Source organism: Variovorax sp. SRS16 (assembly GCF_901827165.1).
Taxonomy (GTDB): Bacteria; Pseudomonadota; Gammaproteobacteria; order Burkholderiales; family Burkholderiaceae_C; genus Variovorax.
In genome coordinates this window covers 1184730-1203199 of the sequence record NZ_LR594666.1, presented here as the reverse complement: position 1 = coordinate 1203199, position 18470 = coordinate 1184730, and the positions used below count along the sequence as shown (strand labels likewise).

Sequence of the window (18470 nt, the reverse complement as noted above, 5' to 3'; positions counted from 1 at the left end):
GTCTAGGGATTCCAGTGGAGGAAGTTTCGATAAAGCTGCAACCCATGGTCCGCGCTCTTCTCGGGGTGGAACTGGGTCGCGAAAATATTATCGCGTGCGATGGCGGCTGTGAACGGCGCACCGTAATCGGCTTCGCCCACGCTATGGCGGGCGTCGGCCGGCTTCGCATAGAAGCTGTGAACGAAATAGAAATACGCCAGGTCGGGCACGCCGGCCCAGACCGGATGCGGCTGCGCCTGGCGGACCTGGTTCCAGCCCATCTGCGGCACCTTGTAGCGGCTGCCGTCGGGCTGCAGGCGTCCGGCCAGTTCGAACTTGCGCACCTCGCCGGGGATCAGGCCGAGGCCATCGGTCGGCCCCTCGTCGCTGTGCGTGAGCAGCATCTGCATGCCGACGCAAACGCCGAAGAGCGGCTTGCCGGCGGCCGCCTCGAGCACCGATTCCTGCAAGCCGGAATCGCGCAGCTCGCGCATGCAGTCGGGCATCGCGCCCTGGCCCGGCAGCACGACGCGCGAGGCGCGCCGCACCACCGCCGGATCGGAAGTGACGAACACCTCCACCCCGACCTGGTCGGCCGCGTGCCGGACCGCCTGCGACACCGAACGCAGGTTGCCCATCCCGTAGTCGACGACAGCGACTGTGTTGCTTTTGCTCAGAGCGAACCCTTGGTCGAAGGAATGACGCCCGCCGAGCGCGGGTCGAGTTCGAGCGCGGCACGCAGGGCGCGCGCGAAGGCCTTGAACACGGTTTCGCACTGGTGGTGCGCATTGACGCCCTTGAGGTTGTCGATGTGCAGCGTGACGAAGGCGTGGTTGGCGAAGCCCTGGAAGAATTCGTAGGTGAGCTGGGTGTCGAAGCTGCCGATCATGCCGCTGGTGAACGGCACGTCCATCACCAGTCCGGGACGGCCGGAGAAGTCGATCACGACGCGGCTCAGCGCCTCGTCGAGCGGCACGTAGGCATGGCCGTAGCGGCGGATGCCCTTCTTGTCGCCGACCGCCTTCGCGACCGCCTGGCCCAGCGTGATACCGACATCTTCCACCGTGTGGTGGCCGTCGATGTGCAGGTCGCCCTGGCAGTCGATGTCGAGGTCGATCAGGCCGTGGCGGGCGATCTGGTCGAGCATGTGGTCGAAGAAGCCGATGCCCGTCGACAGCTTCGAGCGGCCGGTGCCGTCGAGGTCGACGTGGACGGTGATCTTCGTCTCGGCGGTGTTGCGCGTGACGGCGGCCGTGCGCGCGCCGGTCGCGACGACTGCTTCGGGTGCCGTAGGGGTGTTCATAGGGATGCTTCGAGCGCTGCGAGCATCTGCGCATTCTCGTCGGCGCATCCGACGGTCAGCCGCAGGCAATTCGCGAGCAGGGAATGCATTTTAGAAACGTTCTTGACCAGCACCCCACGCGCCTTCATGCCCTCGAAGGTTTTTGTGGCATCGGGGACACGGACCAGCACCATGTTGGCGTCGCTCGGCCAGTGCTTCACGCCTGGCAGGCGGTCCAGTGCCCGGGCGATCAGCGCCCGGCCGGCCCGGATCTGCGCCGCCTGCTCGGCAAACACCTCGGCGTGCTCCAGCGCGAACAGCGCGCATTCGCAGTTGAGCACGCTGATGTTGTAGGGCGGTCGCACCTTGTCGACCTCGGCGACCAGCGCGGCCGGCCCCATCAGGTAGCCCAGGCGGACGCCCGCGAGGCCGAACTTGCTGAGCGTGCGCATCAGCAGCACGTGGCCGTGGTGCGCGACGCGGTCGATGTAGCTCTTGCCGGCGAAGGGCTGGTACGCCTCGTCGATGACGACCAGTCCGCCCTGCGCGCCCTGGGCCTCGACGATCTTCTCGATCGTGGCGTCGTTCCACAGGTTGGCGGTCGGGTTGTTCGGGTAGGCCAGGTAGACGATGGCGGGCTTCTCGCGCGCGATCGCCTCCAGCATGGCGGCCTCGTCGAGCTCGAAGTCGGCGGTCAGCGGCACGCCGACGAAGCGCAGGCCCTGCAACTGCGCGCTCATCGCGTACATCACGAAGCCGGGCACGGGCGCGAGGATGGCGGCACCCGGCAGGTCGCAGGCCAGCGCGAGCAGCGAGATCAGTTCGTCCGAACCGTTGCCGAGCATCAGCGCGAAACCCTCGGGCATGGCGGCATGCGCGGCCAGCGCACGCTGAAGGTCGGCGCCGCGCTCGCCCGGATAGCGATTGAGCGCCAGCGCGCCGAGCCGCTGGCCCAGCGCCGCCTGCAAGGCGGGCGGCAGGCGGAAGGGGTTTTCCATCGCGTCGAGCTTGAGCAGGCCGCGCGCGTCCTGCACCGCATAGGCGTGCATCGATTTCACGTCGCTGCGGAAACGCTCGAGGGCGCGGGCGGTGGTGTCGGAGGAAGTCGTCATGGTCATTGGGCGCAACGATAGCTGTTGCGCAGCGCGGCCGACACCACGAGCTGCACCGGCATGTCGGCCTCGTAGTCGTCGGCGTTGCGGGTCAGTTCGGTCTGGTAGAGGGAGCGCGCCATCGAGGGTTCGAGCCGGCGGCCGTCGACGCAGAACAGCGGCTTCTGGCCGGCGCGCTGCGCGGCGTCGCTGGCTTCGCGCAGGCCCTCGACCACGCCGACGAGGTAGTAGGTGGCGTAGGTCTTGCCGTCCTTTTCCTTGGCTTCGAGCGTTCGCATCTCGCGGATGGTCATCGCCTGGGACGTGGCGGCCCCTGCCAGCAGCACGATGCCCAGGCAGCGCAGAAAGTATCTGGCCGGGATCCTCGCGCAGGAGATCATCGCCGTCCGCTCCCTCAACGCAGGCGCAGGCGCGCCGCCTCGGCATGCGCCTGCAGGCCCTCGCCCTCGGCCAGCGTGACGGCAATGCGCCCCAGCGCCTGGGCGCCCTCTTCGCTCACTTCGATCAGGCTGGAGCGCTTCTGGAAATCGTAGACGCCCAGCGGCGAGCTGAAGCGCGCCGTGCCGCTGGTCGGCAGCACGTGGTTGGGGCCGGCGCAGTAGTCGCCCAGGCTCTCGCTGGTGTAGGCGCCGAGGAAGATCGCGCCGGCATGCTTGAGCAGCGGCTCCCATCGATGCGGATCGCGGCTGCTGACTTCGAGATGCTCCGGCGCGATGCGGTTGCTGATCTCGCAGGCCTCTTCCATGCTGCGCGTGTGGATCAGCGCGCCGCGGCCGTTGAGCGAGGCCGCGATGATGCCGGCGCGCGGCATCGACGGCAGCAGCCGGTCGATCGCCTGCTGCACGCGATCGATGTAGCCGGCGTCGGGGCACAGCAGGATGCTCTGCGCGAGTTCGTCGTGCTCGGCCTGGCTGAAGAGGTCCATCGCGACCCAGTCAGCCGGCGTGCTGCCGTCGGCCAGTACCAGGATCTCGCTCGGGCCGGCGATCATGTCGATGCCAACGGTGCCGAAGACGCGGCGCTTGGCAGCGGCCACGTAGGCATTGCCGGGACCGGTGATCTTGTCGACGGCGGGAAGGGTCGCGGTGCCGTAGGCCAGCGCGGCCACCGCCTGCGCGCCGCCGATCGTGAAGGCGCGCGTCACGCCGGCCACGTGCGCCGCGGCCAGCACCAGCGGGTTCTTCTCCCCGCCGGGCGTGGGCACCACCATGATGATCTCGCCGACGCCGGCCACGTGCGCCGGAATCGCGTTCATGAGCACGCTCGACGGATAGGCCGCCTTGCCGCCCGGCACGTAGATGCCGACGCGGTCGAGCGGCGTGACCTTCTGGCCGAGCAGCGTGCCGTCGGCATCGCGGTAGCTCCAGCTTTCGCCGCTCGCCTTCTTCTGCGCCTCGTGGTAACTGCGCACACGCTGCGCGGCGGCTTCGAGCGCCTGGCGCTGCACGGTGGGCAACGCCTCGAAGGCCGCGCGCAGTTCGCCGGCGCGCAGTTCGAGCGCGTCCATGCCGGCGGCGTCGAGCCGGTCGAAGCGCCGGGTGTAGTCGAGCACCGCCGCGTCGCCGCGCTGCCGGACGTCGGACAGGATGTCCGCCACCACCTGTTCGATGGCGGCATCCGCTTCGGCGGACCAGTGCAGCCGGGCCTTGAACTCGGTTTCGAAGTCGGCCGAAGCGGTCGACAGACGGGCGGGAGTGGCCTTCATGGGAGCCTCGGGGAGAGCTTCATACAACCGACGCGAAGGCGTCGATGATGTGGCGAATTGGCGCCTGCTTGAGCTTGAGCGCGGCCTGATTGACCACCAGCCGCGCGCTGATGTCCATGATGCGCTCGACCTCGACCAGGTGATTCGCCTTGAGCGTGTTGCCGGTGGACACCAGGTCGACGATGGCATCGGCCAGCCCGGTCAGCGGCGCGAGTTCCATGCTGCCGTAGAGCTTGATCAGGTCGACGTGCACGCCCTTGCCGGCAAAGAACTCGCGCGCCAGACCGACGTACTTGGTCGCGACTTTGAGGCGCGAGCCCTGCCGGACGGCCGAGGCGTAGTCATAGTCGGCACGCACCGCCACGCTGAGGCGGCAGGCCGCGATGCGCAGGTCGAGCGGCTGGTAGAGGCCCTGGTTGCCGTGTTCGAGCAGCACGTCCAGGCCGGCCACGCCGAGGTCGGCGCCGCCGTACTGCACGTAGGTCGGCACGTCCGAGGCGCGCACCAGCACCACGCGCACGTCGGGCCGCGTGGTGCCGAGGATCAGCTTGCGCGATTTCTCGGGATCCTCGCTGACCTCGATGCCGGCCGCGGCCAGCAGCGGCATCGTCTCCTCGAAGATCCGGCCCTTGGACAGCGCGAGGGTGATCATGGCTGGAACTCCGCCGGCCCGGCCACGCGCTCGATGTCCGCGCCCAGGCCGCGCAGCTTGCTTTCCATGCGGTCGTAGCCGCGGTCGAGGTGATAGATGCGGTCCACCAGCGTCTCGCCTTCGGCCACCAGGCCGGCGATGACGAGGCTGGCCGAGGCGCGCAGGTCGGTCGCCATCACGGTTGCGCCCGAGAGTTGCGGCACGCCCTCGATCACGGCGACCTTGCCGTCGGTCTGGATGCGGGCGCCCAGGCGCAGCATCTCGTCCACGTGCATGAAGCGGTTCTCGAAGATCGTCTCGGTCACGGTCGAGGTGCCCTCGGCGATCACGTTGAGCGCCATGAACTGCGCCTGCATATCGGTCGGAAATCCGGGGTACTCGGTGGTGCGGAAGCTCTGCGCGCGCAGGCGGCCGTCGCTCTGCACGTGGATGCCGCCGTCCGTCGCGGTGACGCGCACGCCCGCTTCGCGCAGTTTTTCGATCACCGCGTCGAGGTGGTCGGCGCGGCCATGTTTCAGGATCGCATCGCCGCCCGTCGCGGCCACGGCGCAGAGGAAGGTGCCGGCTTCGATGCGGTCGGCCACCACCTGGTGCGTGCAGCTGCGCAGCCGGTCCACACCCTGGATGCGGATGCGGCTGGTGCCGTGGCCTTCGATCTGCGCGCCCATCGCGATCAGCATCTCGGCCAGGTCGGAGATCTCGGGCTCCTGCGCGGCATTCTCGAGCAGGGTCTCGCCTTCGGCCAGCGCGGCGGCCATGAGGAAGTTCTCGGTGCCGGTGACCGTCACCATGTCGGTCGTGATGCGCGCGCCGTGCAGCCGCCTGCGGCCGCCGGCGAGGCTCGCCACCATGTAGCCGTGCTCGACCACGATGTCGGCACCCATCGCCTGCAGACCCTTGATGTGCTGATCGACCGGCCGCGAGCCGATGGCGCAGCCGCCCGGCAGCGACACCTTGGCCTTGCCGAAGCGCGCCAGCAGCGGCCCGAGCGCGAGCACGGAGGCGCGCATGGTCTTCACGAGCTCATAGGGTGCCTCGGGCGCGTGCAGCGGGCCGGCGTCGATGCGCACGGTGCCGTTGTCGTCACGCTCGGCGATCACACCCATGTTGCGGATCAGCTTGAGCATGGTCGCGACGTCCTGCAACCGCGGCACGTTGTGCAGCGTGACGGGCCGGTCGGTCAGCAGGGCGGCGCAGAGTTCGGGCAGCGCGGCATTCTTGGCGCCCGAAATGAGCACCTCGCCGCGGAGCGTGCGCCCGCCGCGAATCAGAAGTTTGTCCATGAACGATCCAGCGAGAAAACTAGGAGGGTTGATTGGCCCATTCGGCCGGTGTGTAGGTCTTCATCGACAGCGCATGCACCTCGTCGGTGTGCATTTTGGCACCGAGGGTCGCGTAGACGCGCTGGTGTCGCTGGATGGCGCGCTGGCCTTCGAATTCGGGCGAGACGATGGTGGCGTACCAGTGGCGGCCGTCGCCCTCGAGCGCTATGTGCTCGCAGCGCAGGCCGGACTGGATGATGGATTGAAGTTCTTCGGCGGTCATGGGTTCAGCCCCGGATTTTGTACCCGATGCGCAGAAGATGGACGGCGATCGCGCTGACAACCAGCCAGGCGACGCCGACGATGGCGAGGCTCAACCACGGCGAGGCGTCGCTGACGCCGAAGAAGCCGTAGCGGAAGCCGTCGATCATGTAGAAGAACGGATTCAGGTGGCTCACCGTCTGCCAGAAGGGCGGCAGCGAACCGATCGAATAGAACACGCCCGACAGGAAGGTCATCGGCATGATCAGGAAATTCTGGAACATCGCCATCTGATCGAACTTCTCGGCCCACAGGCCGGCGATCAGCCCCAGCGTGCCCAGCATGGCCGCGCCCAGGAATGCGAACACCAGGATCCACACCGGCGCAACGAAGCTGGGCACCGCGAAGAAAGCCGTCACGACGAAGACGCCCACGCCGACCGCCAGCCCGCGCACGAGCGACGAGCCGACGTAGGCGAGGAACATGCCCCAGTGCGACAGCGGCGTCAGCAGCACGAACACCAGGCTGCCCATGATCTTGCTCTGGATGATCGACGAGGAGCTGTTGGCGAACGCGTTCTGCAGCACGCTCATCATCACGAGCCCGGGCACGAGGAAGGCCGTGTAGCGCACCGTGCCGTAGACCTTGACGTGGTCTTCGAGCGCATGGCCGAAGACCAGCAGGTAGAGCACGGCGGTCAGCACCGGAGCGCCGACGGTCTGGAAGCCGACCTTCCAGAAGCGCAGCGTCTCCTTGTAGAGCAACGCCCGCCAGCCCAGTGCGCTGATCATCATCGCGCTACCTCCAGCGGCGTCTGCTCACCCGCCATCAGGTCGATGAACACATCCTCGAGATCGGCCTTGCGCATCTCGACATCCTCGACGGCCAGGCCGGCTTCGCGGATGGCGGCCAGCAATTGCTCGACTTCGAGCGCATTCTGGGCCGGCAGTTGCACGATGCGGCCGGTGATGCGCGCGTGCTGCGCGATCGCCCAGGGCAGCATGCCGTCGGTCTTGAAGCGCAGCACGTTGCTGGCGGCCGAGCGCAGCAGCTCGCTGGTGCGGTCCAGCGCGATCACGCGGCCCTGCTTGAGCATCGCGATGCGATGGCACAGCGCCTCGGCCTCTTCGAGGTAATGGGTGGTCAGCAGCACGGTGCTGCCCTCTTTGTTGAGCTTGGCGATGAACTGCCACAGGGTCTGCCGCAGTTCGACATCGACGCCGGCGGTGGGTTCGTCCAGCACGATCACCGGCGGCTTGTGCACCAGCGCCTGCGCGACCAGCACACGGCGCTTCATGCCACCGGAGAGCTGGCGCATGTTGGCCGTGGCCTTGTCGGCCAGGCCGAGGCTGTGCAGCAATTCGTCGATCCAGGCGTCGTTGTTCCTGATGCCGAAGTAGCCCGACTGGATGCGCAGCGCCTCGCGGACGTTGAAGAAAGGATCGAAGACGAGTTCCTGCGGCACCACGCCGAGCTGCCGGCGTGCTTCGGCGTAATCGCGCTGCACGTCGAAGCCATGAACCTGGATGGACCCCGAACTCGGGCGCGACAGGCCCGCCAGCATGCTGATCAGCGTCGTCTTGCCCGCGCCGTTGGGCCCCAGCAGGCCGAAGAACTCGCCCTCCTCGATCTGGAACGTGACGTTGTCGACGGCTCGAAGCCCAGGGTGTCCCTGGGCACGCTGCTGTCGCGAGGCGGGGTAGGTCTTGGAGACCGATTGGAAAGAGATCGCGGGCATAGGCAACCCGCCATTTTAGGGGCCGACGCCGTTCTCTAGGGCGCGGCCGGCAAAAGGCCCGCGACGCCATACAACGCGGCCAACTCGCGCAGGCGCGGAGGCAGGCCCTTGACCGAGAAACCGCGGTCGCGGGCGCGCGCATCGCGGCGGCATTCGAGCAGCACGGCAAGCGCCGACGAATCGAACTGCGTCAAGGCACTCGCGTCCACCACCGTGGACGTCTCGGCCTGCCCGGCGAGCCCCTGCTGGAGCATGTGCACGCAGGCAGGCGCTTCGTCGTGTGTCAGCTTCGGTGGCAGGACCAGCATCGGGTTCTCGCTCAGCTCTTGCTGTTGCTCTTGTTGCGCGCGGCCAGTGCAGCGATCAGACCGTCGATGCCCTTGCTGTTGATCTGCTGCGAGAACTGCGTGCGGTAGGTATCGACCAGCCAGACGCCGAGCACGTTGAGGTTGAAGATCTTCCAGCCGCCGGCTTCGCCCGGCGTCTTCTCGAGCCGGTAGTCCAGCTGCACGGGATCGCCGCTGCCCCGGACCTCGGTGCGCACGAGCACTTCCTTGTCGTCGGTCGAGCCGCGGAACGGACGCACGGTCACCGTCTGGTCGCTGACCTGGTCGAGCGCACCGGCATACGTGCGCACCAGCAGGGTCTTGAATTCCTGCTCCAGCTGCTGCTGCTGCTCGGGCGTGGCCTGCCGCCAGGCGGGGCCGACCGCCGATGCGGTCATGCGCTGGAAGTCCACGTTCGGCATGATCTTGCTGTCGACCAGCGCCATGATCTTGTTGACGTCGCCGGCCTTGATCGACTTGTCGGCCTTGATGGTTTCGAGCACGTCGGAGGAAAGACGCTTCACGAGTGCGTCGGGGGCTTCGTCGGCGGCACGGGCCGGCTGCACGAAAAAGACGGCCGCACCCAGCAGCAGCAGGCTGGCGAGCGCAAAGCGTCCGAGCGAACGGCGTTGGAGAATCTGATTCATCGAATAAATCCCTTGTTTCAAATGTCGGTCCGAAGGGCCGTCGCGGGTTGGAGACACGGCGCGACGGCAGGGTTCCAGAGCGGGCGCGAAGGCCTGCAACCGGATGCAATCGACTTACTTGCCGTTGTCATCGTCCGGTGGATTGCCGTCATAGACATCGTTGCGGCGGCGCTGCAGGAACGCATCGCGCGTGAACGAATACTTGTCGAGCGCCGCGTCGTCCAGCAGCTGGCCGGCACGCAGCAGGTTCGAGCGAATGTCGACGCCGCGCAGCACATACAGCGAATTGCGCACCGGAACATTGTCGATCTGCGTCAGAAGATCGCCCTTCCAGTCGACAGGCAAGGCCGCGGTGTCGCGCACGGTCGACGGACCCAGCACCGGCAGCACCAGGTAGGGGCCGCTCGGCACGCCCCAGCGTCCCAGCGTCTGGCCGAAATCCTCGTTGTGGCGATCGATGCCGGCTTCGGAGGCAACGTCGAGCAGGCCGCCCAGGCCGAAGAAGGTGTTGACGTTCACGCGCATGAAGTTCTGCGCGCTGCTTTCCAGCTTGAGTTGCAGCACGCTGTTGGCGAAACTCCACACGTCGCTCAGGTTGCCGAAGAAATTGTTGACGCCGGTGCGCACCGGCGAGGGCAGCACGTCGCGGTAGGCCACCGCGACCGGACGCACGACGGCGTTGTCGACCGTGTCGTTGAAGCGCCAGACACCGCGATTGAAAGGCTCGAACGGATCGCGCGGATTGGCGTTGGGCCCGGTCGCGCAGCCGGTCACCAGGATCAGCACGGCGGCGGCGCCGGTCTGCCGGAAGCGGGGCGCTGCCTCGCGGATGGCGGCCCACAAGGCCGGAAGAGGTCGTGTTGTCATTTCTTGTTGCTATTGCCGGGCGGCGGACTGCTGCCTTCGGCGGCCTTGCTGTAGAGGAACTGGCTGATCAGATTTTCCAGGACCACAGCTGACTGGGTGGCGGTGATGGTATCGCCCGGCTGAAGATTTTTTGCGTCGGCACCCGCCTCGATCCCGATGTACTGCTCGCCGAGCAAGCCGCTGGTCAGGATCTTGAGCGAACTGTCCTTCGGAAAACTGTACCGGCTTTGCAGCGCCAGCGTCACGCTGGCCTGAAAGTTCTTGTCGTCGAACGTGATCGAATCGACACGTCCCACCACCACGCCGGCGCTCTTCACGGCCGTCTGCGGCTTCAGGCCGCCGATGTTGTCGAAGCGCGCCGTCACGGTGTAGGTCTTCTGGAAATTGAGGCTCAGCAGATTGGCCGACTGGAGCGCCAGGAACAGCAGCGCCGCCGCGCCGATCAGCACGAACAGGCCGACCCAGATGTCTTTGTTGGAACGTTGCATGTGTTGCGCTCTTTTGATCAGTTTTACTAGATGCTGAACATCATGGCCGTCAGCAGGAAGTCGAGGCCCAGCACTGCCAGCGACGCGACCACCACGGTCCGCGTGGTCGCGCGCGACACGCCTTCGGGCGTGGGCTGCGCGTCGTAGCCTTCGAGCAGCGCGACGAAGGTCACGGTCAGGCCGAACACGATGCTCTTGACCACGCCGTTGCCCACATCGCGCCAGACGTCGACGCCGCCCTGCATCTGGCCCCAGAACGCACCCGGGTCCACGCCCAGCATCAGCACGCCCACGACGTAGCCGCCGAACACCCCGACCGCGCTGAACACGGCGGCCAGGAGCGGCATGGTGATCACGCCGGCCCAGAAGCGCGGCGCGAGGATTCGCTGCACCGGATCGACCGCCATCATTTCCATCGCGCTCAATTGCTCGCCGGCTTTCATGAGACCGATCTCCGCGGTCAGCGAGGTGCCCGCGCGGCCGGCGAAGAGCAGCGCGGCGACGACCGGGCCCAGTTCGCGCACCAGGCTCAACGCCACCAGCAGGCCGAGCGCCTCCGACGAGCCATAGCGCTGCAGCGTGTAGTAGCCCTGCAGCCCGAGCACGAAGCCGACGAACAGGCCCGAGACGGCGATGATCGCGAGCGAGTAGTTGCCGAGGAAATGGATCTGGTCGCGCACCAGGCCGAAGCGGCGCAGGCTGCGCGCGCCCTGCACCAGGAGCCGCAGGAACAGCCGCGCGCCCAGGCCCAGATCGGCGAGCTTGCTGCGCACCGCGAAGCCCACGTCCGAAGGCCGGTACCAGCTCATGGGTGCACCCTTGGCGCTTCGCGCCTTCCCGCCGGGCGGGAGCGAGCTTGCTTGGAGCGGTCCGGCGCGGCGCTCATGTCCGGCCTCCCTGCGCGTTCCCGAAATCGTCCTCGACGCTGACGCCGGGATAGTGGAAATGCACCGGCCCGTCCGGCAGCGCATTGACGAACTGATGCACCAGCGCATCGGTGCTGCGGCGCACCTCATCCGGCTTGCCCTCTGCGGCGATGCGGCCGTTGGCCAGGATGATCACGTGGTCGGCGATGCGGAAAGTCTCTTCGAGGTCGTGCGACACCACGATGCTGGTCAGACCGAGCGCGTCGTTGAGTTGCCGGATCAGGCGCGCTGCGGTGCCGAGCGAGATCGGGTCGAGCCCGGCGAAGGGTTCGTCGTACATCACGAGATCGGGGTCGAGTGCGATCGCGCGCGCCAGCGCCACGCGCCGTGCCATGCCGCCGGACACCTCGCTCGGCATCAACTGCCGCGCACCGCGCAATCCGACCGCATCGAGCTTCATGAGCACGATGTCGCGGATCAGCGCTTCGGGCAGGCGGGTGTGCTCGCGCAGCGGAAACGCGACGTTGTCGAACACGCTCATGTCGGTGAAGAGCGCGCCGAACTGAAACAGCATGCCCATGCGACGGCGCGCGGCATAGAGCGCGTCGTTGCCGAGCTTGCCCACATCCTGCCCATCCATCAGCACCTCGCCGCGCTGCGCGCGCAGCTGCCCGCCGATCAGCCGCAGCACCGTGGTCTTGCCGCCACCCGATGCGCCCATCAGCGCCGTCACCTTGCCGCGCGGCACGGCGAACGAAACACCATCGAGGATCGCTCGCGCGCCGTAGCCGAAGGCGACGTCGCGAAATTCAACAAGGGAAGTGGCAGAAGGGTCCATAGCAACAGAAAAGCCGGGGCGCCCTCAGGCATCCCGGCTCGCGGTGACCAGCCATGATAAATGAAGCGCGGGCCCTCACCCGACCCTGACCACCCATGTCAGCTACCGTTCCCGAAACACCACGGAACCGGCTGCGCCGGGCCGGGGGTCTACCGAGGCAAATCGCTAAAACCCATCAAGAACTCGTCGACCGAACGAGCCGCTTGCCGCCCTTCGCGAATCGCCCAGACCACCAGCGACTGGCCGCGACGAATATCGCCCGCGGCGAAGACCTTCGGCACGTTGGTCGCGTAACCGCCGATGAAGTCGACACTGGCCTTCGCATTGCCGCGCGCGTCCTTCGCGACACCGAAGGCATCCAGCACGTTGCCGACCGGGCTCACGAAGCCCATCGCCAGCAGAACGAGATCGGCCTTGAGCAGTTGCTCGCTGCCCGCGACCTCGACCATCTTGCCGTCCTTCCACTCGACCCGGACCGTCTTGAGGCCGGTCAGCTTGCCCTTCTCGCCGACGAATTCCTTGGTCGAGATCGCGAACTCGCGCTCGCATCCTTCCTCGTGGCTGGAACTGGTGCGCAACTTGTAGGGCCAGTAGGGCCAGGTCAGCGGACGGTTCTCTTCTTCCGGCGGCTGCGGCATCAGCTCGAACTGGGTCACGCTCGCCGCACCGTGGCGGTTGCTGGTGCCCACGCAGTCGGAGCCGGTATCGCCGCCGCCGATCACGATCACATGCTTGCCGTCGGCACGCAGCTGACCCTTGACCTTGTCGCCGGCATTGACCTTGTTCTGCTGCGGCAGGAATTCCATCGCGAAGTGAATGCCGTCGAGGTCGCGGCCGGGCACGGGCAGATCGCGCGATTGCTCGGCACCGCCGGTGAGCAACACCGCATCGAACTCGCGCTCGAGCTGCTCGGGCGTGACGATTTCCTTGGCCCAGTTGGTGACCTTGGAGCCCTTGCCCAGCGGATCCTTGGCGGCGCCGACCATCACGCCGGTGCGAAAGCTCACGCCTTCGGCCTTCATCTGCTCGACGCGGCGATCGATGTGCGACTTCTCCATCTTGAAGTCGGGAATGCCGTAGCGCAGCAGGCCGCCGATGCGATCGTTCTTCTCGAACAGGGTGACATCGTGGCCGACGCGCGCGAGCTGCTGCGCGGCCGCCATGCCGGCCGGCCCGGAACCGACCACGGCGACCTTCTTGCCGGTCTTGTGCTTGGGCGGGCGGGCCGCGACCCAGCCTTCGTCCCAGGCGCGGTCGATGATCGCGTGCTCGATCGACTTGATGCCGACGGGGTCGTCGTTCACGTTGAGCACGCAGGCCGCCTCGCAGGGTGCGGGACAGATGCGGCCGGTGAACTCCGGGAAGTTGTTGGTCGAATCGAGCACGGTGAAGGCGCTCTGCCAGTCGTCGCGATAGACGAGGTCGTTGAAGTCCGGAATGATGTTGTTGACCGGGCAGCCGCTGTTGCAGAACGGCGTGCCGCAATCCATGCAGCGTGCGCCCTGCACCTGGGCCTGTGCGGGGTCGAGGCCGACAACGAATTCCTTGTAGTGCTTGACGCGCTCGGCGACGGGCTTGTAGCCCTCTTCGACACGCTCGTGCTCCATGAAGCCAGTGATCTTTCCCATCGTGCTGTCCTGTTCTTGTGTGCTCGCCGCCTTCAGGCAGCCACGGGCTTGGCCATTGCGTGCGGCTCGAGGCCCACATGGGCGTTGTTGCCGCTGCTCGTGAGTTCGACCTTGCGATCGTGGATCTCGGCCAGCGCCCGCTTGTATTCGTTGGGGAAGACCTTCACGAACCTCGTGCGCGAGACGGCCCAGTTGTCGAGCAGTTCGCGCGCACGCTTGCTGCCGGTCCAGCGGTGATGATCCTCGAGCAGCTTCCTGAGCTGCGCTTCGTCGGTCTCGCCGTCGTGCCAGATCTTGCGATGCATGCTCGCGATCTGTTCGGCCGAGGTCAGCACCTTGTCGAGCGACACCATCGCCAGGTTGCAGCGCGACGCGAACTGGCCGTCCTCGTCGTAGACGAAAGCAAGACCGCCGCTCATGCCGGCGGCGAAGTTGCGCCCGGTCTTGCCGAGCACGGCGACCGTGCCGCCGGTCATGTATTCGCAGCCATGGTCGCCGGTGCCTTCGACCACCGCGGTGGCGCCCGACAGGCGCACCGCGAAGCGCTCGCCCGCCACGCCGCAGAGGTAGGCCTCGCCCGTGGTCGCACCATAGAGCGCGGTGTTGCCGACGATGGTGTTGCGCACCGCCTCGCCGCGGAAGTCGAGACTGGGGCGCACCACCACGCGACCACCCGAGAGGCCCTTGCCGGTGTAGTCGTTGGCATCGCCGATCAGGTAGAGCGTGATGCCGCGCGCCAGGAAGGCGCCGAAGGACTGGCCACCCGTGCCTTCGAGCTGGATGCGGATGCTGTCGTCCGGCAGGCCCTGCGGATGGACCTTGGTCAGCGCACCCGAGAGCATGGCCCCCACCGAGCGGTTGACGTTGCGCGCCACTTCGATGAACTGGACCTTCTCGCCCTTCTCGATCGCCGGCCGCGACCGCTCGATGAGCTTGTTGTCGAGGCTCTTCTCGAGGCCATGGTCCTGGTTCTCGACGTGATGGCGCGGCACGTCGGCGGGCACGTTCGGCTGAGCGAACAGGCGGCTGAAGTTGAGGCCGCGCGCCTTCCAGTGCTCGATGCCCTGGCGCGTGTCGAGCAGGTCGGCGCGGCCGATCAGGTCGTCGAACTTGCGCACGCCCAGTTGCGCCATGATCTGGCGCACTTCCTCGGCGACGAAGAAGAAGAAGTTCACCACGTGCTCGGGCTTGCCCGAGAACTTCTTGCGCAGCACCGGGTCCTGCGTGGCGACGCCGACCGGGCAGGTGTTGAGATGGCACTTGCGCATCATGATGCAGCCCTCGACCACCAGCGGCGCGGTCGCGAAGCCGAACTCGTCGGCACCGAGCAGAGCGCCGATCGCGACGTCGCGGCCGGTCTTCATCTGGCCGTCGGCCTGCACGCGGATGCGGCCGCGCAGGCGGTTGAGCACCAGCGTCTGCTGGGTTTCGGCCAGGCCGATTTCCCAGGGGCTGCCGGCATGCTTGATCGACGACCAGGGCGATGCGCCCGTACCGCCGTCATGGCCCGCGATCACGACGTGGTCGCTCTTGCACTTGGCCACGCCGGCCGCGATGGTGCCGACACCGACCTCACTCACTAGCTTGACGCTCACGCTCGCGTGCGGTGCGACGTTCTTCAGGTCATGGATCAGTTGCGCCAGATCCTCGATCGAATAGATGTCGTGGTGCGGCGGCGGCGAGATGAGGCCGACGCCCGGCACCGAATAACGCAGCTGGCCGATGTAGTTGGACACCTTGCCGCCCGGCAGCTGGCCGCCTTCGCCGGGCTTGGCGCCCTGCGCCATCTTGATCTGCAGCTGGTCGGCCGACACCAGGTATTCGGCGGTGACGCCGAAGCGCCCCGATGCCACCTGCTTGATGCGCGAGCGCAGCGAGTCACCGGCCTCGAGCGGCAGGTCGACCTCGACATTGGCCTCGCCGATCACGCTCTTGAGCGTGTCGCCGACCTTGATCGGGATGCCTTTGAGCTCGTTGCGATAGCGGTTCGGATCCTCGCCGCCTTCGCCGGTGTTGCTCTTGCCGCCGATGCGGTTCATCGCGACGGCGAGCGTCGAATGCGCCTCGGTGCTGATCGAACCGAGCGACATCGCACCGGTCGCGAAGCGCTTGACGATCTCGGCCGCGGGTTCGACCTCGTCGACCGGAATCGCCTTGGCCGGATCGATCCGGAACTCGAACAGGCCGCGCAGCGTCAGGTGGCGGCGGTTCTGGTCGTTGATGAGCTGCGCATATTCCTTGTAGGTGTTGAAGTTGTTGGCGCGCGTGCTGTGCTGCAGCTTGGCGATCGCGTCGGGCGTCCACATGTGCTCTTCACCGCGCGTGCGCCAAGCGTATTCGCCGCCGGCATCGAGCATGCGGGCGAGCACCGGATCGTCGCCGAACGCGGCCTTGTGCATGCGGATCGCTTCCTGCGCGATCTCGAACACGCCGATGCCCTCGACCCGGCTCGCGGTGCCGGTGAAGTACTTGGCGACCGTGTCGCTGTTGAGGCCGATGGCCTCGAACAGCTGCGCGCCGCAGTAGCTCATGTAGGTGCTGACGCCCATCTTCGACATGATCTTGGACAGACCCTTGCCGACCGCCTTGACGTAGTTGTAGATCGCCTTGTCCGCGCTCAGGTCGCCGGGCAGGTCCTCGTGCATCGCGGCCAGCGTTTCCATCGCGAGGTAGGGGTGCACGGCTTCCGCGCCGTAGCCTGCCAGCACGCCGAAGTGATGCACCTCGCGTGCCGAGCCGGTCTCGACCACGAGGCCGGCCGTGGTCCGCAGGCCTTCGCGCACCAGGTACTGGTGGATGGCCGAGAGCGCGAGCGCCGCGGGGATCGCGATCTGCGTCGGGCTGACGGCGCGATCGCTCACGATCAGGATGTTGTGACCGCCCTTGATCGCATCGACCGCCTCGGCGCACAGCGACGCCAGCTTGGCCTCGACACCCTCTTCGCCCCAGGCGAGCGGATAAGTGATGTCGAGCACATAGCTCTTGAACTTGCCTTGCGTGTACTTGCCGATGTCGCGCAGCTTCGCCATGTCGGCGAAGTCGAGGATCGGCTGGCTCACTTCGAGCCGCATCGGCGGGTTGACCTGGTTGATGTCGAGCAGGTTCGGCTTCGGGCCGATGAAGGACACCAGCGACATCACGATCGCCTCGCGGATCGGATCGATCGGCGGGTTCGTGACCTGGGCGAACAGCTGCTTGAAGTAGTTGTAGAGCGGCTTGTTCTTGTTGGACAGCACGGCCAGCGGACTGTCGTTGCCCATCGAGCCGATGCCTTCCTCGCCGGCCTGCGCCATCGGGCTCATGAGGAATTTGATGTCTTCCTGCGTGTAGCCGAAGGCCTGCTGGCGATCGAGCAGGCTGACCTGGCTCAGCGGCGCCTGGATCGCCTCGGCCTCGACGCTGTCGAGCTTGATGCGCAGGTTCTCGATCCACTGCTTGTAGGGCTTGCTGTTGGCGAGGGTGGCCTTGACCTCCTCATCGTCGATCATGCGGCCCTGCTCGAGGTCGATCAGGAACATCCTGCCCGGCTGCAGGCGCCACTTGCGGACGATCTTCTGCTCGGGCACCGGCAGCACGCCGGATTCCGAAGCCATGATGACGAGGTCATCGTCGGTCACGCAGTAGCGCGAAGGCCGCAGGCCGTTGCGGTCGAGCGTGGCACCGATCTGGCGGCCGTCGGTGAAGACGATCGAGGCCGGGCCGTCCCACGGTTCCAGCATGGCGGCGTGGTATTCGTAGAAGGCACGGCGGCGCGGGTCCATCGTCGCGTGCTGTTCCCAGGGCTCGGGGATCATCATCATCACCGCCTGGCTGATCGGGTAGCCGGCCATGGTGAGCAATTCGAGGCAGTTGTCGAAGGTGGCGGTGTCGGATTGGCCCGGGAAGCTGATCGGATAGAGCTTCTGGAGATCGGTGCCGAGCACCGGCGACGACATCACGCCTTCGCGCGCCTTCATCCAGTTGTAGTTGCCCTTGACCGTGTTGATCTCGCCGTTGTGCGCGACATAACGGTAGGGATGGGCCAGCGGCCATTCCGGGAAGGTGTTGGTGGAAAAGCGCTGATGCACCAGGCCCAGCGCCGAGACGCAGCGCTTGTCCTGCAGATCGAGGTAGTAGGTGCCGACCTGGTCGGCCAGCAGCAGCCCCTTGTAGACCACCGTGCGGCTCGACATGCTCGGAACATAGTATTCCTTGCTGTGCTTGAGCTTCAGGCGCTGGATGCTGGCGCTGGCGGTCTTGCGGATCACGTAGAGCTTGCGCTCCAGTGCGTCCTGGACGATCACGTCGTTGCCGCGGCCGATGAAGACCTGGCGCAGGAGAGGCTCCTTGGCACGCACGTTCGGCGACATCGGCATCTCGCGGTTGACCGGGACGTCGCGCCAGCCCAGCAGCACCTGGCCTTCGGCCTTGATGGCGCGCTCCATTTCCTGCTCGCAGGCCTCGCGGGACGCGTGCTCCTTGGGCAGGAAGATCATGCCGACACCGTATTCGCCGGGCGGCGGCAGCGTCACGCCCTGCTTGGCCATTTCCTCGCGGTACAGCAGGTCGGGCAGCTGGATCAGGATGCCGGCGCCGTCGCCCATGAGCTTGTCAGCGCCCACTGCGCCGCGATGGTCCAGATTCTCGAGAATCTTCAGGCCCTGGAGAACGATGGCGTGGCTTTTCTCGCCCTTGATGTGGGCGACGAAGCCGACGCCGCAGGCGTCATGTTCGTCGGCACCGGAGTACAGACCGTGTTGTTGGAGATACTCGATCTCGGCAGCCGTCGTCATGGGCGCCCTCCTTCAGTTTCGTGGGAAAGGGAGCATATTGCATTGCA

18 protein-coding genes are annotated in these 18470 nt (G+C 66.7%); all 18 read right to left on the bottom strand.

Going from position 1 to position 18470, the window contains the following annotated elements; all coding sequences use genetic code 11:
• Window positions 1-2 precede the first annotated feature (2 nt).
• Entirely contained in the window at window positions 3-656 is a 654-nt protein-coding gene (gene hisH, locus E5P2_RS05755) for an imidazole glycerol phosphate synthase subunit HisH (RefSeq protein ID WP_162570352.1), read from the bottom strand.
• Window positions 653-1282, bottom strand: a complete 630-nt coding sequence (gene hisB / locus E5P2_RS05750; RefSeq protein WP_162566194.1) for an imidazoleglycerol-phosphate dehydratase HisB — start codon at window positions 1280-1282, stop codon at window positions 653-655. Before hisB ends, hisH begins: the two co-directional genes overlap by 4 nt.
• A complete protein-coding gene (gene hisC, locus E5P2_RS05745) occupies window positions 1279-2373 on the bottom strand; it encodes a histidinol-phosphate transaminase (protein ID WP_162566193.1) in 1095 nt (364 codons plus the stop codon). The genes hisB and hisC overlap by 4 nt, the downstream gene beginning before the upstream one ends.
• 2 nt (window positions 2374-2375) lie before the next feature.
• Complete coding sequence (locus E5P2_RS05740) at window positions 2376-2753, bottom strand: hypothetical protein (protein ID WP_162566192.1); 378 nt, start codon at window positions 2751-2753, stop codon at window positions 2376-2378.
• Window positions 2754-2767: 14 nt separating this feature from the next.
• Complete coding sequence (gene hisD / locus E5P2_RS05735; RefSeq protein WP_162566191.1) at window positions 2768-4078, bottom strand: histidinol dehydrogenase; 1311 nt, start codon at window positions 4076-4078, stop codon at window positions 2768-2770.
• 19 nt (window positions 4079-4097) lie between these two features.
• Window positions 4098-4730: an ATP phosphoribosyltransferase gene (hisG, locus tag E5P2_RS05730; protein WP_162566190.1), complete on the bottom strand. Its 633-nt coding sequence runs from the start codon at window positions 4728-4730 to the stop codon at window positions 4098-4100.
• Window positions 4727-6013, bottom strand: a complete 1287-nt coding sequence (gene murA, locus E5P2_RS05725) for a UDP-N-acetylglucosamine 1-carboxyvinyltransferase (RefSeq protein WP_162566189.1) — start codon at window positions 6011-6013, stop codon at window positions 4727-4729. Before murA ends, hisG begins: the two co-directional genes overlap by 4 nt.
• 19 nt (window positions 6014-6032) lie before the next feature.
• The gene (locus E5P2_RS05720) at window positions 6033-6275 is read right to left on the bottom strand and encodes a BolA family protein (RefSeq protein WP_162566188.1); all 243 of its coding nucleotides are present in this window, start codon (window positions 6273-6275) and stop codon (window positions 6033-6035) included.
• Window positions 6276-6279: 4 nt separating this feature from the next.
• The gene (locus E5P2_RS05715) at window positions 6280-7044 is read right to left on the bottom strand and encodes an ABC transporter permease (RefSeq protein WP_162570351.1); all 765 of its coding nucleotides are present in this window, start codon (window positions 7042-7044) and stop codon (window positions 6280-6282) included.
• Window positions 7044-7991 (bottom strand): ABC transporter ATP-binding protein, encoded by a 948-nt coding sequence (locus E5P2_RS05710; RefSeq protein ID WP_162566187.1) that lies wholly within the window; start codon window positions 7989-7991, stop codon window positions 7044-7046. Before E5P2_RS05710 ends, E5P2_RS05715 begins: the two co-directional genes overlap by 1 nt.
• A gap of 35 nt (window positions 7992-8026) precedes the next feature.
• Complete coding sequence (locus E5P2_RS05705) at window positions 8027-8299, bottom strand: STAS domain-containing protein (RefSeq protein ID WP_162566186.1); 273 nt, start codon at window positions 8297-8299, stop codon at window positions 8027-8029.
• 11 nt (window positions 8300-8310) lie between these two features.
• Window positions 8311-8964 carry an MlaC/ttg2D family ABC transporter substrate-binding protein gene (locus E5P2_RS05700; RefSeq protein ID WP_162566185.1) on the bottom strand — a complete coding sequence of 218 codons (654 nt, stop codon included), beginning with the start codon at window positions 8962-8964 and terminating at the stop codon, window positions 8311-8313.
• A 114-nt stretch (window positions 8965-9078) separates the two neighbouring features.
• The gene (locus E5P2_RS05695) at window positions 9079-9831 is read right to left on the bottom strand and encodes an MlaA family lipoprotein (RefSeq protein ID WP_162566184.1); all 753 of its coding nucleotides are present in this window, start codon (window positions 9829-9831) and stop codon (window positions 9079-9081) included.
• Window positions 9828-10319, bottom strand: coding sequence for an outer membrane lipid asymmetry maintenance protein MlaD (mlaD, locus tag E5P2_RS05690; protein ID WP_162566183.1), 492 nt, complete (start codon window positions 10317-10319; stop codon window positions 9828-9830). Before mlaD ends, E5P2_RS05695 begins: the two co-directional genes overlap by 4 nt.
• Before the next feature lie 26 nt (window positions 10320-10345).
• Window positions 10346-11128 (bottom strand): lipid asymmetry maintenance ABC transporter permease subunit MlaE, encoded by a 783-nt coding sequence (gene mlaE / locus E5P2_RS05685; RefSeq protein WP_162566182.1) that lies wholly within the window; start codon window positions 11126-11128, stop codon window positions 10346-10348.
• A gap of 73 nt (window positions 11129-11201) precedes the next feature.
• Window positions 11202-12023, bottom strand: a complete 822-nt coding sequence (locus E5P2_RS05680; protein WP_162566181.1) for an ABC transporter ATP-binding protein — start codon at window positions 12021-12023, stop codon at window positions 11202-11204.
• A 149-nt stretch (window positions 12024-12172) separates the two neighbouring features.
• On the bottom strand, window positions 12173-13651 hold the full coding sequence (locus E5P2_RS05675; RefSeq protein WP_162566180.1) for a glutamate synthase subunit beta: 1479 nt from the start codon (window positions 13649-13651) through the stop codon (window positions 12173-12175).
• A gap of 32 nt (window positions 13652-13683) precedes the next feature.
• Window positions 13684-18423 carry a glutamate synthase-related protein gene (locus E5P2_RS05670; RefSeq protein WP_162566179.1) on the bottom strand — a complete coding sequence of 1580 codons (4740 nt, stop codon included), beginning with the start codon at window positions 18421-18423 and terminating at the stop codon, window positions 13684-13686.
• Between the last annotated feature and the right edge of the window lie 47 nt (window positions 18424-18470).

What these genes read in the sequence shown, in the direction of transcription:
- E5P2_RS05675 (WP_162566180.1), bottom strand. Translation starts at nt 13,651, where the DNA reads ATGGGAAAGATCACTGGCTTCATGGAGCACGAGCGTGTCGAAGAGGGC.
- murA (WP_162566189.1), bottom strand. Translation starts at nt 6,013, where the DNA reads ATGGACAAACTTCTGATTCGCGGCGGGCGCACGCTCCGCGGCGAGGTG.
- mlaD (WP_162566183.1), bottom strand. Translation starts at nt 10,319, where the DNA reads ATGCAACGTTCCAACAAAGACATCTGGGTCGGCCTGTTCGTGCTGATC.
- E5P2_RS05710 (WP_162566187.1), bottom strand. Translation starts at nt 7,991, where the DNA reads ATGCCCGCGATCTCTTTCCAATCGGTCTCCAAGACCTACCCCGCCTCG.
- E5P2_RS05705 (WP_162566186.1), bottom strand. Translation starts at nt 8,299, where the DNA reads ATGCTGGTCCTGCCACCGAAGCTGACACACGACGAAGCGCCTGCCTGC.
- E5P2_RS05720 (WP_162566188.1), bottom strand. Translation starts at nt 6,275, where the DNA reads ATGACCGCCGAAGAACTTCAATCCATCATCCAGTCCGGCCTGCGCTGC.
- E5P2_RS05695 (WP_162566184.1), bottom strand. Translation starts at nt 9,831, where the DNA reads ATGACAACACGACCTCTTCCGGCCTTGTGGGCCGCCATCCGCGAGGCA.
- mlaE (WP_162566182.1), bottom strand. Translation starts at nt 11,128, where the DNA reads ATGAGCTGGTACCGGCCTTCGGACGTGGGCTTCGCGGTGCGCAGCAAG.
- E5P2_RS05740 (WP_162566192.1), bottom strand. Translation starts at nt 2,753, where the DNA reads ATGATCTCCTGCGCGAGGATCCCGGCCAGATACTTTCTGCGCTGCCTG.
- E5P2_RS05680 (WP_162566181.1), bottom strand. Translation starts at nt 12,023, where the DNA reads ATGGACCCTTCTGCCACTTCCCTTGTTGAATTTCGCGACGTCGCCTTC.
- E5P2_RS05715 (WP_162570351.1), bottom strand. Translation starts at nt 7,044, where the DNA reads ATGATCAGCGCACTGGGCTGGCGGGCGTTGCTCTACAAGGAGACGCTG.
- hisG (WP_162566190.1), bottom strand. Translation starts at nt 4,730, where the DNA reads ATGATCACCCTCGCGCTGTCCAAGGGCCGGATCTTCGAGGAGACGATG.
- E5P2_RS05670 (WP_162566179.1), bottom strand. Translation starts at nt 18,423, where the DNA reads ATGACGACGGCTGCCGAGATCGAGTATCTCCAACAACACGGTCTGTAC.
- E5P2_RS05700 (WP_162566185.1), bottom strand. Translation starts at nt 8,964, where the DNA reads ATGAATCAGATTCTCCAACGCCGTTCGCTCGGACGCTTTGCGCTCGCC.
- hisB (WP_162566194.1), bottom strand. Translation starts at nt 1,282, where the DNA reads ATGAACACCCCTACGGCACCCGAAGCAGTCGTCGCGACCGGCGCGCGC.
- hisC (WP_162566193.1), bottom strand. Translation starts at nt 2,373, where the DNA reads ATGACGACTTCCTCCGACACCACCGCCCGCGCCCTCGAGCGTTTCCGC.
- hisD (WP_162566191.1), bottom strand. Translation starts at nt 4,078, where the DNA reads ATGAAGGCCACTCCCGCCCGTCTGTCGACCGCTTCGGCCGACTTCGAA.